At 69.1% G+C, this 11,636-nt stretch carries 12 protein-coding genes; 3 read left to right on the top strand and 9 right to left on the bottom strand.

The window, feature by feature from the left end:
• Positions 1-69: 69 nt before the first annotated feature.
• The gene (locus FU260_RS17340; RefSeq protein WP_147918182.1) at positions 70-903 is read left to right on the top strand and encodes a hypothetical protein; all 834 of its coding nucleotides are present in this window, start codon (positions 70-72) and stop codon (positions 901-903) included.
• 72 nt (positions 904-975) lie between these two features.
• Here FU260_RS17340 and FU260_RS17335 read toward each other — a convergent pair whose 3' ends face one another.
• From FU260_RS17335 to FU260_RS17315, 5 genes are read right to left on the bottom strand one after another with little or no spacing between them, the layout of a single operon-like run.
• A complete protein-coding gene (locus FU260_RS17335; protein WP_147918181.1) occupies positions 976-1,527 on the bottom strand; it encodes a GNAT family N-acetyltransferase in 552 nt (183 codons plus the stop codon).
• 33 nt (positions 1,528-1,560) lie between these two features.
• The gene (locus tag FU260_RS17330) at positions 1,561-2,235 is read right to left on the bottom strand and encodes a response regulator (protein ID WP_147918180.1); all 675 of its coding nucleotides are present in this window, start codon (positions 2,233-2,235) and stop codon (positions 1,561-1,563) included.
• Entirely contained in the window at positions 2,232-3,536 is a 1,305-nt protein-coding gene (locus FU260_RS17325) for a sensor histidine kinase (RefSeq protein ID WP_147918179.1), read from the bottom strand. The genes FU260_RS17330 and FU260_RS17325 overlap by 4 nt, the downstream gene beginning before the upstream one ends.
• A gap of 50 nt (positions 3,537-3,586) precedes the next feature.
• Entirely contained in the window at positions 3,587-4,423 is an 837-nt protein-coding gene (locus tag FU260_RS17320; protein WP_147918178.1) for an ABC transporter permease, read from the bottom strand.
• Complete coding sequence (locus FU260_RS17315) at positions 4,420-5,352, bottom strand: ABC transporter ATP-binding protein (protein ID WP_147919587.1); 933 nt, start codon at positions 5,350-5,352, stop codon at positions 4,420-4,422. Before FU260_RS17315 ends, FU260_RS17320 begins: the two co-directional genes overlap by 4 nt.
• 396 nt (positions 5,353-5,748) lie before the next feature.
• On the opposite strand from FU260_RS17315, the gene FU260_RS17310 reads away from it, so the two are divergent.
• Entirely contained in the window at positions 5,749-6,660 is a 912-nt protein-coding gene (locus FU260_RS17310) for a Bax inhibitor-1/YccA family protein (protein WP_147918177.1), read from the top strand.
• Between the two features lie 311 nt (positions 6,661-6,971).
• Positions 6,972-7,388, top strand: a complete 417-nt coding sequence (locus FU260_RS17305; protein ID WP_235912288.1) for an FKBP-type peptidyl-prolyl cis-trans isomerase — start codon at positions 6,972-6,974, stop codon at positions 7,386-7,388.
• A 198-nt stretch (positions 7,389-7,586) separates the two neighbouring features.
• Here the strand turns inward: FU260_RS17305 and mobA are convergent, their stop codons facing one another.
• From mobA to narH, 4 genes are all read right to left on the bottom strand, one after another.
• A complete protein-coding gene (mobA, locus tag FU260_RS17300) occupies positions 7,587-8,135 on the bottom strand; it encodes a molybdenum cofactor guanylyltransferase (RefSeq protein ID WP_280527394.1) in 549 nt (182 codons plus the stop codon).
• 203 nt (positions 8,136-8,338) lie between these two features.
• Positions 8,339-9,076 carry a respiratory nitrate reductase subunit gamma gene (gene narI / locus FU260_RS17295; protein ID WP_147918176.1) on the bottom strand — a complete coding sequence of 246 codons (738 nt, stop codon included), beginning with the start codon at positions 9,074-9,076 and terminating at the stop codon, positions 8,339-8,341.
• 34 nt (positions 9,077-9,110) lie between these two features.
• Positions 9,111-9,938 (bottom strand): nitrate reductase molybdenum cofactor assembly chaperone, encoded by an 828-nt coding sequence (gene narJ, locus FU260_RS17290; RefSeq protein WP_235912289.1) that lies wholly within the window; start codon positions 9,936-9,938, stop codon positions 9,111-9,113.
• Positions 9,935-11,611 (bottom strand): nitrate reductase subunit beta, encoded by a 1,677-nt coding sequence (narH, locus tag FU260_RS17285; protein ID WP_147918175.1) that lies wholly within the window; start codon positions 11,609-11,611, stop codon positions 9,935-9,937. Before narH ends, narJ begins: the two co-directional genes overlap by 4 nt.
• Between the last annotated feature and the right edge of the window lie 25 nt (positions 11,612-11,636).

Genomic DNA, 11,636 nt, shown 5'->3' with positions numbered 1-11,636 from the left:
TGTACGGATGGTCTACGATCGGGACCGACCTGTTCGCCGCTGCCACTGATCCTAGGGGGAAGGACGACGATGCCACGCCGCCTGCGGATAGGGGCGCCTTTCAGTGCGGTGCTGCTGGCGGTGGGCCTTGCCGGATGTTCCACCCAGGCCTACCGCGAACCGGAACCGGCACCTGTTCCGGCGCCCTCGGTCAGCGGCGCCAGTGCTGAGCTGACCGAGATGCTCGGCGAGATCGCGACGGCGTTCGGCACCCGGGAGACAGACGGGAACGAGCTGATCGAACCGGACTCCACGGTGCAGGTCGCCGTCGCCGACCTGCGCGCGCAGCTGCAGCTGAGCGATCAGGTGGCTGCCGTGGCCGCCGCCTGGGCGCAGGACTGGGCGGATCGGGACCCGGTCGCGGAGGTGGACGTGCAGGTCTCCAACGCGCGCGTAGTGGGCAGCTGGCACGGGAACCCGCTGGCGCAGGTGAGCCTCGCGATCACCACGACCGGTTCCCCCGGGCCCACCACGGAGAGCGAGTACGAGTACCTGCTGTCTTGGACCGGCGGCACGCTGGAGTACCTCGCCCCGCTGGCTCGCGACGACGGAGCGGTGCTGGTCGATGCCGGTGTCGGTCTCGGCTCTCCGACCGGGGCGGTGGACCGGTTTCTGGACCTGGTGGGCCAGTCCCGATGGGAAGCCCTCGCGCGGTTCTCCGGCGGAGCGAACAGTGACCGGACCGAGCTGGAGGTGCTCCAGTCGGTGATCGAAGCCAGCCCTGGTCTGTCCCTGGTGGAGATGCCGATGCCCACCGACGACGGAACGCGCCGGGTCTATGCCGTCACCGGCATCGACCAGGTGGTGGCGCAGTTCAGCGTGGACGTGCCGGACCGCACCGTGGTGTTCCAGCGCACGGTCTGACCGGCTCGCTCTGACCGGCTCGCGCGCTTGAGGCTGACCGGCTCGCTCTGACCGGCTCGCGCGCTTAGAGGCTCAGCGCGCCGGCTGGCCCAGCGGCGAGGTGCGCAGGTCCAGCACCAGGGTGACCGCGTTCTCCTGCTCGGAGAAGGTCGTGAACCCCAGTGAGGTGTAGAGCTCCTTGGCGGGGTTGCCGTGCTCGACGCTCAGGCTGATCCGGCCCACCCCCTGCTCGCGGGCCTTGCTCGCCAGGGAGCGGAGCAGGCCGGTGCCGATACCACGGCCGCGGTGGGCCTTGGCGACGGCGATGGACAGCTCGGGCACGTCTTCGGCGACGAAGCCGTACCCGGGGTTGCGGGCGGGGAATCGGCGCAGCCAGGCGGCGCCGATCGGGATCTGCAGCCCGCTCGGGCCGGCCAGGTCGACGGCGATCACGCCCAGGTCTCCCTCGCGCTGCCAGCCGGCGACGTACAGCGAGGTCGACTTGTCCTTGAGGATCTGCTTGCGGGTGAAGCGTTCTTCACCCGACCAGTTGAAGGCCTCGAGGAGCATGTCGACGAGGAACTCGGCGTCCTCCGGGCCGGCTGCCCGGACACCCACCGAGCCCTGGCGGACCTGCTCAGCCATTCATGCCCTTCCCGGTGCGCGAGCACCATGCGTTCACGCGGGGCGGATCAACCCGGTTTCATAGGCATACACGACTGCCTGGACGCGATCTCGCAACCCCAGTTTTGCCAGCACCTTACCCACATGAGTCTTCACTGTCGCCTCGGACACGTACAAACGGGCAGCAATTTCGGAGTTGGACAGTCCGTGGGCGATGGCCAGGAGTACCTCACGCTCCCTCTCCGTGAGGTGCGAGGCCGGGCCGGCGCTGGTCGGATCGGCCACCGCGCCCTCGGCGTCCTGGGGGAGCCGATCGGCGAACATCTCCAGCATTCGCCGCGTGATCCTGGGGGAAACGACCGCATCACCGCTGTGCACGGTGCGGATCGCACCGACCAGTTCGGCCGGTTCGGAGTCCTTCAGCTGGAAGCCGGAAGCACCGGCACGCAGCCCCGCGAAGGCATATTCGTCCAGATCGAAGGTGGTGAGGATAATCACTTTGGTCTCCGGCAGTGTGGCGGTGATCTGACCGGTCGCCTCGATCCCGTTCGTCCCCGGCATCCGCACGTCCATCAGCACGACGTCCGGGTTCAGCTCGCGGGCCATCCGCACGGCCGTGGCACCGTCGCCGGCCTCACCGACCACGTCGAGATCGTCCTCGGCCTCGAGCACCATCCGGAAACCGAGCCGGAGCAGCGACTGGTCGTCCACCAGCAGCACGGAGATCATGAGGCCCCCGCTTCGATGCCGTTCGGGACGTGCAGGCGCGCGGTCATCGTCCATCCGCCCCCGTCCGGCCCGGCTTCCACGGTGCCATCGTAGACCGCGGCGCGCTGGCGCATGCCGACCAGCCCCTGACCGCTTCCGGCGCGTGCCTCCCCGGGCCGGGCCGGCCGGTCGTTGCGCACCCGGATGGTCACCATCTCCCCCTGGTGCAGCACGGAGACGGCGATCCCACCCGCCCCAGGTGCGTGCCGGAGCACATTCGTCAGCCCCTCCTGCACCACCCGGTAGGTGGTCAGCTGCAGTCCGGCGTCCTCCGGCAACGGCGGGCCGGTGTGGCTGTAGGCGACGTCCAGCCCGGTGGCGCGGAACCGGTCGATCAGGTCCTCCAGCGCAGGCGCCCCCGGCTGTGGGCTGAGCGCGGCCTCGGCGTCCGTGGGCTCGGCTCGCAGCACGCCGAGGATGCGGCGCATATCGGTCAGGGCGGCCCGGCCGGTTCCGGACAGCTCGGTCAGGGCTGTCGCGGACCGGTCCGGTGTCTTGCGCAGGCTCGCCTGTGCACCATCGGCGAGGGCGACCATCACGGACAGGCTGTGCGCGACGACGTCGTGCATCTCCCGAGCGATCCGCGCTCGTTCGGAGGCGGCGGCGAGCAGTTCCCGCTGGTCCCGTTCCAGGCGGAACTGGTTCGCCTGGTCCACCAGGCGCTGGATCTGATCGCGCCGGTTGCGTACGTTCAAGCCGATGGCGACGGCGATCAGCCAGAGAACCAGCAACGATGCCACGTTGCTTATCACGAACTGCGGGCGCCCGATCGACGGCGCGCCGAAGAGGTCCAGCACGGCCGGCTGGGCCCAGGCCGACAACGCCAGCGAGTACGCCACTGTCGTGCCCGCGAGGCAGAGCCAGCCGGTCCGGCTGCCTCGTACGGTGACTACGGCGTAGAGGCCGAATGCGACCGCCAGGTCGGCATCGCCGGGTGTACCGGAGGAGCCGATGGCAGCTACGCCCAGCACCACCGACAGTGCCGTCACCGCGATCGGGTACTTACGCCGCCACATCAGTGCGACGGCGATCACCACGGCCACTGTCAGGTGCATCCAGGCGGAGCCGATGAACGTCGTCGAGATGACGTTCGGCAGGAGGAAGACCGCGACTACCACCAGGTCCATCACCCAGGGGTGGCGGCGAATGAACCGGCGCACCGGCCCTCGGCGCGCAAAGTCCTCCTCGGCCACTACGGGAGGTGCGACGACCTCTTCCCCGGGACCTGCGCCGTCGAGCGTGTCCGGTTCGGTCCCGCACACACCAGACGCCGGCGGGTGGGTACCCGCCGGCGTCTGCCCTCCACGTGTGCTCAGGCGTCCCTCCGACGCAGCAGCACACCCGCAGCCGCCAGAGCGGCGACCACGTAGATCATGAACACGCCGTAGCCCTGCCACGGAGTAAGGACCGCGCCGGTCATCTCCCCCATCACGATCCGCTCACCGGCGGCGGACGGGAAGTACGGAGCGATCGTGTCGATGAAGTCCAGCGGGATGGTGGTCAGGATCGGCAGCACGATGATCAGACCGAGCACCACCGCGATCCCTCCGGCGGAGTGTCGCACCAGGGCGCCGATCCCGAGGGCGAGCAGCGTGATACCGGTCAGGTACAGCGGCACGCCGATCAGCACCTGTTGGGTCGCGCTGTCGCCGAGGTCCAGCGCCATGTCGTTCGAGGACAGGATCGGAGCCGTTGCCAGCACCGAGAGCGCTACGCCGAGGGCACCGACGATGAACGAGGCGAGAGCCATCAGCAGGCCCTTGGCGGCGAGCACCGGCAGGCGGGTGGGTACTGCGGTGAGGGTGGAGCGGATCTGGCCGGTGCTGTACTCACCGCTGATCACCAGCACACCCCAGACCGCCATGACGATCTGTGCCAGGCCGTAACTGGTAGTCACTGCGGCCAGGCCGAGCATGGCACCGTCGGGCATCGGCGGCGCCTCAGCGCCCGCGGGTGCCTCGTTGGCGAAGGACATCCCCCAGGCCATCAGCAGGGCGAAGCCGACCATCACCACCAGGGTGACGGCGATCGTCCAGACGGTGGAGCGCAGGCTGGTGAACTTGATCCACTCCGAGCCCAGCACTCGGCCGAAGGTGACATGGGCGCCGGCCAGCGGGTCGGCGCGACGGGCGGTGGCGGCGGCGGTCACTGCAGGGCTCCTTCGTTCTCCGGGACGTCCGTGGAGTGGTACTCCACATCGTCCGCGGTCAGGGACATGAACGCGTCCTCGAGGGAGGCGCGCTGGGGGGTGAGCTCGTGCAGGACGATGCCGGCGGCGGCAGCGGCCTCACCGACCTGCTCTGCTGTCAGTCCGGAGACCTCCAGCAGCGAGCCCTCCACGGAGGTGACGGTCACGCCGTCACCGTGCAACCGGGTGGCCAGATCGCCGGACTGCGGCGAACGCACCCGCACCGAGGCGGTGCTGGAGGAGTCGATGATCGCCTGCACCGGACCCTGGGCGATGATCTTGCCGCGGCCGATCACGATCAGCGAGTCCGCAGTGATGGCCATCTCGCTCATCAGGTGTGAGGAGAGGAAGACGGTGCGGCCCTCGTCGGCCAGGTAGCGGACCAAGGTCCGCACCCACTTCACACCCTCCGGGTCGAGGCCGTTCACCGGCTCGTCCAGGATCAGCGTGCGCGGGTCGCCCAGCATGGCGGCAGCGATACCGAGCCGCTGGCCCATCCCGAGGGAGAAGCCGCCGACGCGCTTACCAGCGACCGCACCCAGGCCGGTCATCTCGATGACCTCGTTCACCCGCTTGCGGCCGATGCCGTGGGTAGCAGCCAGGCCGCGCAGGTGGTTGGTGGCGTTCCGGCCGGTGTGCACCGCTTTGGCCTCCAGCAGGGCACCGACCTCGCGCAGCGGGGCCTTGTGCTGGCTGAAGGGCTTGCCGTTGACGGTGATGTGGCCGGCCGTGGGGTGGTCCAGCCCGACCGCCATCCGCATGGTGGTCGACTTCCCGGCACCGTTCGGGCCGAGGAAGCCGGTCACCCGGCCGGGCTCGACCGTGAAGGACACATTGTCGACGGCGGTCTTCTCGCCGTATCTCTTCGTCAGGCCGTGTGCCTCGATCATGGTGGTCTCGCTCTCTGTCGCGATCATGCGCTGTATCGCCGATCCGTGTCCCACGTTATTGCGCCGGAACGGCTGAGGACACCTGCTGTAGGGGGATTCTGCACCGGCCCGAGGGTCGGTCCGGGGGCGGAGAACTCATCCTTAGGTCGGAGCTCTGGTGGTGTGGCTCACCTGCCGGCGGCGGCGCGCGCGGAAACTCCTGGCGGTGACGGGGAACATCGCGCACTGGTCGGTCGTTGCATGGGTAGACGCACCCGATGTGTCACGGACCGGTCACAGTGGGAGAAATTCTGCCGCGGCCGGTCGGTTCACGCGGGGTATGACACCTAGGATGGGGTTCAGGAACGCCCCCGTCAGTCCGCGACCGCGGCCTGGCCGTCGCGACCAGGAGGCACGATGAGCAATCCGTACTTCAGTAACAGCAAGATCTTCGGGGAACGCAGAGCAGTCAACCCCTACCCGAGTCGCGGCCAGGCACGGGGCCAGGCGCAGCAGCAGGGCGGCCCGTGGGGCAACCAGCCGATCCCGGGCGGCGCGCAGGCCACGGCCACGCCGGGCTACGAGCAGCAGTTCGCCGGGGTGGAGCAGTCCTTCTACGGCCCATCCGCCGGGTCGGCGCAGACCGGACGGCTCACCTATGACGACGTGATCATGAAGACCGCGGGTGTGCTGGCCGTGGTGGTCGGCGTCGCGGTCGCCTCCTGGTTCCTGGTGCCACCCGCACTGACGCTCCCCGCGATGATCGTCGGAGCCCTCGGCGGGTTCGTGCTCGGCCTGGTGAACGCGTTCAAGCGGGAGCCCAGCCCGGCGCTGATCCTCGGCTACGCAGCCCTGGAAGGTGTGTTCCTGGGGATGATCTCCGGGTTCTTCGAGACGCTCTGGCCCGGGATCGTGGTCCAGGCCGTACTGGCCACGTTCGTCACCTTCGGTGTGACCCTCGCGCTGTTCAAGTCCGGCAAGGTGCGGGTGACCCCGAAGTTCACCAAGGTCCTGATGATCGGGTTGATCAGCTACGGCATCTTCTGCCTGGTGAACCTGGGCGTCATGTGGTTCACCGACATGGGTGGCGCCTTCGGGATGCGCAGCATGGAGATCTTCGGTCTCCCAATCGGCGTGGTGATCGGCGCGGTTGCTGTGCTGCTGGCCGCGATGAGCCTGGTCATGGACTTCGATGCGATCAAGCGGGGTGTGGAGGCCGGTGCGCCGCGCAAGTTCGCCTGGGCCGCTGCCTTCGGCATCACCGTGACGCTGATCTGGCTGTACATCGAGTTCCTCCGCATCCTGGCGATCCTGCGCGGCGGCGACTGAGCCACCGAACGACAGGCGTTCCTCGTCCAGCGCTGCGCGACGGCGCTGGACGGCCCTGCACTTCTCGAGGTGCGCGAGACGGGCGGCCGGCATTGTCCGGGCGCCCGTTTCGCATGCCGGGCGCTCGCCTAGCGATGGCCGGGACTCGGGCCTGATCCGGTTGCCCGGCCAAGCTGGTGTGCCTGGGGGCGCGGGCCGCTGCCATGCCGGCCTGGTGGCGCGAGCTTGTCTGCGGAGGCGGGGCGTGGGAGGCCCGGGGTTGGTGTGCGGCGGGTGGCCGCCCGTAGGGTGGAGCAGGAAAGCTCCCGACCATGAACGGACCCCTGATGACCGATCTGCCCACCGCCTCCGGTTCCTTCGGCGATAAGCCCACGCTCACCTTCCCGGACAGCCCGGCACCGGCCGAGCTCGCCATCCAGGTGCTCAGCCCGGGCGACGGCCCACTGGTGGAGGCCGGCCAGACCATCGAGGTGAACTACTACGGCGAGGTCTGGGGCGGGTCGATGTTCGACAACTCCTACGACCGCGGCTCGTCGATCGAGTTCCCGATCGGCGTCGGCACGGTGATCGCCGGCTGGGACAACAGCCTGGTCGGTCAGCCGATCGGCTCCCGGGTGCTGGTGGCGATCCCGCCGCACGAGGGTTACGGCCCCCGCGGCGTGCCGCAGGCGGGCATCGGCGGCGACGACACCCTGGTGTTCGTCGTCGACATCCTGAACGCCCGCTGAGCACCGTGTCCGGGTATCCGCTCCCCACCCGCCTCGAGTAGTCGGCGCCCCAGCTGCCCGGTCATCGCCGCTCCACCCGGCACTCGCCGCCCGCCCCAACGGAGGTAGGTTGCGGGATCGGAGGCGACTTCTAGCTTCGCTCCGATCCCGCAACCTACCTCCGATGGGTGGGTGACGCGGAGTGTGTGGCGGGCGGTGCTAGTCGCGCAGGCGGCGCTCCCAAGCGGCGTGATCGTCCCAGGTGTCGATATCGCCCACATGCGCGGCGCCGTCGCTGATCTCGACCATCCGCAGTCCGTCGGCCACCCGTGCCACCGGAACACCGTGCCCGGCCCCCAACGGTGCGAGCACCTCGCGCAGCGCCCGCGCGCGATAGGCGCCGAGCAGCCACTGCGGGTGCCCGGTACCGTCCCGGTGGCAGAGCAGATCGGCCTCCGGCTCATCGGCGAGAGCGGCCACCAGGGCCGGTGTCGCCCGGGCCGCATCCGGCTGGTCCACCGCCAGCACCAGCACCCAGGGGCTGCGCACCTGCGCCAGGCCGGCCACGATCCCGGCCACCGGTCCGCCGCCAGGGGGGTCCTCCTGAACTCGCAGCACGCCGTCCGGCGCTGGGCCCGGGCCCACCAGCACCACCCGCTGCGCCCCGGTACACGCGGCAAGTACCCGTTGCAGCAGCGGTTGCCCGGCCACCGGCAGTGTGGCCTTGTCCCGCCCGCCCAGGCGCCGGCCCTGCCCGCCGGCGAGGATCAGCGCGTCGAACGTGGGCCTTCTGGATTCACCTGGCTCGCCTGGCGCCCCGGGTCTGGCTGGCCCGCCTGGCCCCCCGGGTCTGCCTGGCCCCCCGGGTCTGCCTGGCCCGCCGGATCCGCCTAGTCCACCAGATCCGCCGCTGACCGTTCCGGGCCCAGTGGAACCGTCTCCCGCACCGGCTACAGCCCCCTCGTGCGGCGTCACTGCACCTTTTCCCAGCCGCGTTTCGGGGCCCGAGACCCGGTCCCGGACCCGGTGCGGCTGTCCCGGCTGCGGTAGACGATGTACGGCCGGGTGAGGTACCCGATCGGCGCGCTGAACACGTGCACCAGCCGGGTGAACGGCCAGATCGCAAACAACCCGAACGCGGCAAGAGCGTGCGCCTGGAAGCCGAACGGCGCGAACTCCATCAGGGTCGCGTCCGGCTGCAGGTAGAAGATCTCCCGGAAGTAGATGGAGACACCCTCGCGGTAGTTGTACTCCCCGCCGAGGTTGAACACCCCACCGGCGATCGTGTTCCAGATCCCGAGCACCATCACCAAGGCGAGCATCGCGTACATCACCTTGTCGTTGATCGTGGTGGCGCGGAAGACCGGGCCGACGGTCCGCCGTCGGTAGATCAACAGAGCGAGCCCGGCCAGGGAGGCGATCCCGGCGGGGATACCAGCGGCCATCGCAATCACGTGGTAGGCGGTGTGGCTCAGCCCGATGCCGTCCGTCCAGGTTTGCGGGATCACCAGGCCGAGGAAGTGGCCAGCCGCCACCCCGAGCATGCCGAAGTGGAACAGCGGGCTGGCGATCCGCAGCAGCTTGCGCTCGTACAGCTGTGAGGACCGGGTCGTCCAGCCGAACTTGTCGTACTGGTAGCGCCAGATGTGTCCGCCGATGAAGATCGCGAGACAGACGTAGGGGAAGACGATCCACAGTGCGATGTTCATCGCCAGGCTCCGATCCGAGTCGGTCTGCAGGGGGTCATCGTCGGTGCCCGACGTCGATGGTGGGCCCCAGGTGTGCCACCTCGCCGGGCCGCCCCGCGCCGGCGGGCTGTCCAGCCACGCCAGCAGGGACGCCGACCCCGGGCGGGCCGGAGGCGTGCGGGTCCTGTGCCAGCGGGTGCCGTTCGGCCGGGCCATCCAGTGCCGGGTCGAAGGCGGCGTAGGGGGAGGAGTCCAGCCCCACCTGTTCGCTCGGCGGGCCTTCGGCGATCAGCCGGCGCAGTGCGTCCTCGTCATCCCCACCGAGCTCGGGCAGCGTGGCTCGCAGTGCCCGTATCGCATACCGCCAGGGTGAGGTGCGCTGCTCCAGGGCCCGGTTCAGCAGCTCGATGCCCACCCGGTGGTCGTTCAGCAGCCGCCAGGCGGTGTCCGGATCGTGCACCGCACCGAACTCCAGCAGCACGCACAGGTGGTCCGGCAGCTCCGCCTGCTCATCGGTCAGGTGCACGCCGCCGCGGCGGTAGGCCTGCTTGAACTGGACCAGCGAGACACCACGCTTGCGGGTGTCGCCATCGGTGAAGTAGGTCAGGTGCAGACTGCACTTGCGGGTCACGTCGAAGGTGTCCACATACTCCACCTGCAGCTCGCGCAAGCCTCGGTCCTGCAGGTGGGCCACCAGGGCGCCGATCGGCTCCCCGGCCGCTGGAGGAAGCTCACCGGCGACCTCGGCAAGCAGGTCCAGCCGCTCGACCAACGCCGGCTCGGGATACTCCAGCAGCAGCGACACGCACTGCCACACCGCAGCCTGCTGGCGCGCCTCCATCGCCGGTCGGGTGCGCCGGTGCCGGCGCCAGGTGCGCATCATGGCTGGTCCGAAGGCTCACGTTCGCCGTCGGGCTCGGGGAACAGACCCGGAGGCATCCCCTTGCCGTCCCAGTTCAGCAGGTTCACCCGGCCGGCTTTGGACCCACCACCGGCCAGCTGGTCCGAGGTCTGCCGGTTCTGCAGCATCTGGAAGTTCTCCACCGCGACGGTGGAGTAGCCGCCCGAGCCCTCGCCGAACGGTCCGGACCCGCGGGTGAGCTCCTCGTCGAAGCCACTCACCGGGCAGTCGGTGGCCAGCTCCTCCAGCGCGTGTGCCTCCTCGCCGTGCGCCGAGGGGATCACGTACCGCTCGTCGTACTTGGCCAGGGCGAGCAGCCGGTACATCGCGTACATCTCGTCCTCGGTCATCCCCACCGACGCGGGAATCTCCGGCTGGGTGTCGTTGTCCAGGTTGATGTCTCGCATGTAGGAGCGCATCGCAGCCATCCGGCGCAGCACCCGCTCGATCGGTGCGGTATCCCCGGCGGTGAACAGGTTCGCCAGGTACTCCATCGGGATGCGCATCTTCTCGATCGCCGCGAACAGGGTCGGGGCGTCCTCAGCGTCGGCTCCGGTATCGGAGACGGCATCCACCACCGGGGACAGCGGCGGGATGTACCAGACCATCGGCATGGTGCGGTATTCCGGGTGCAGCGGCAGCGCCACCTTGTACTTGTTGATCAGCGTGTAGATCGGGGAGCGCTGCGCGGCTTCGATCCAGTCCAGCGGGATCCCCTCGGCCTCGGCCGCGCGCTGCACCTGCGGATCGTGGGGGTCCAGGAACACCTCACGCTGAGCGTCGTACAGCTCATGCTCATCCTCGACCGACGCGGCCTCGAGCACCTTGTCGGCGTCGTAGAGCACCAGCCCGATGTAGCGCAGCCGGCCCACGCAGGTCTCCGCACACACTGTGGGGATGCCCACCTCGATCCGCGGATAGCAGAACGTGCACTTCTCCGCCTTGCCGGTCTTGTGGTTGAAGTAGACCTTCTTGTACGGGCAGCCGGTCACGCACATTCGCCAGCCGCGGCACTTGTCCTGGTCCACCAGCACGATGCCGTCCTCGGACCGCTTGTAGATCGCCCCGGACGGGCAGGAGGCCGCACAGCTGGGGTTCAGGCAGTGCTCGCAGATGCGAGGGAGGTAGAACATGAAGGTCTCCTCGAACTCCATCTTCACCTTGTCCTCGAGGCCCTTGAGCATCGGGTCGTTGACTGCGTGCTCCTGGCTGCCGCCGAGGTCGTCGTCCCAGTTCGCCGACCAGGTGATCTGGTGCTTCTGCCCGGAGATCAGCGAGTACGGCTGGGCGACCGGTACCTGGTCCTGGGCCGGGGCGTTCAGCAACGTCTCGTAGTCGTAGGTCCAGGGTTCGTAGTAGTCCTGGATGGAGGGCATCTTGGGGTTGGAGAAGATGGTCAGCAGCTTCTTCACCCGCCCGCCGGCCCGCAGCTGGAGCCGGCCGTTCTTGCCACGGACCCAGCCGCCCTGCCACTTCTCCTGGTCCTCGTACCCGCGCGGGTAGCCGAGCCCGGGCCGGGTCTCCACGTTGTTGAACCAGACGTACTCCATGCCCGACCGGTTGGTCCACGCCTGCTTGCAGGTCACCGAGCAGGTGTGGCAGCCGATGCACTTGTCCAGGTTCATCACCATGGCCATCTGCGCCATGACCTTCATGCTGACTCCCTACGGGTAGGTGTGG

It is taken from the genome of Ruania zhangjianzhongii, assembly GCF_008000995.1.
Classification (GTDB): domain Bacteria; phylum Actinomycetota; class Actinomycetes; order Actinomycetales; family Beutenbergiaceae; genus Ruania; species Ruania zhangjianzhongii.
Note: the sequence above shows the minus strand (reverse complement) of the source record. Positions and strands in the feature narration are given on the sequence as shown.

Excerpts from the sequence above, each read along its gene's own strand:
- FU260_RS17340 (WP_147918182.1), top strand. The coding sequence starts at position 70 with ATGCCACGCCGCCTGCGGATAGGGGCGCCTTTCAGTGCGGTGCTGCTG.
- FU260_RS17335 (WP_147918181.1), bottom strand. The coding sequence starts at position 1,527 with ATGGCTGAGCAGGTCCGCCAGGGCTCGGTGGGTGTCCGGGCAGCCGGC.
- FU260_RS17330 (WP_147918180.1), bottom strand. The coding sequence starts at position 2,235 with ATGATCTCCGTGCTGCTGGTGGACGACCAGTCGCTGCTCCGGCTCGGT.
- FU260_RS17315 (WP_147919587.1), bottom strand. The coding sequence starts at position 5,352 with ATGATCGAGGCACACGGCCTGACGAAGAGATACGGCGAGAAGACCGCC.
- FU260_RS17310 (WP_147918177.1), top strand. The coding sequence starts at position 5,749 with ATGAGCAATCCGTACTTCAGTAACAGCAAGATCTTCGGGGAACGCAGA.
- FU260_RS17305 (WP_235912288.1), top strand. The coding sequence starts at position 6,972 with ATGAACGGACCCCTGATGACCGATCTGCCCACCGCCTCCGGTTCCTTC.
- narI (WP_147918176.1), bottom strand. The coding sequence starts at position 9,076 with ATGAACATCGCACTGTGGATCGTCTTCCCCTACGTCTGTCTCGCGATC.
- narJ (WP_235912289.1), bottom strand. The coding sequence starts at position 9,938 with ATGATGCGCACCTGGCGCCGGCACCGGCGCACCCGACCGGCGATGGAG.
- narH (WP_147918175.1), bottom strand. The coding sequence starts at position 11,611 with ATGAAGGTCATGGCGCAGATGGCCATGGTGATGAACCTGGACAAGTGC.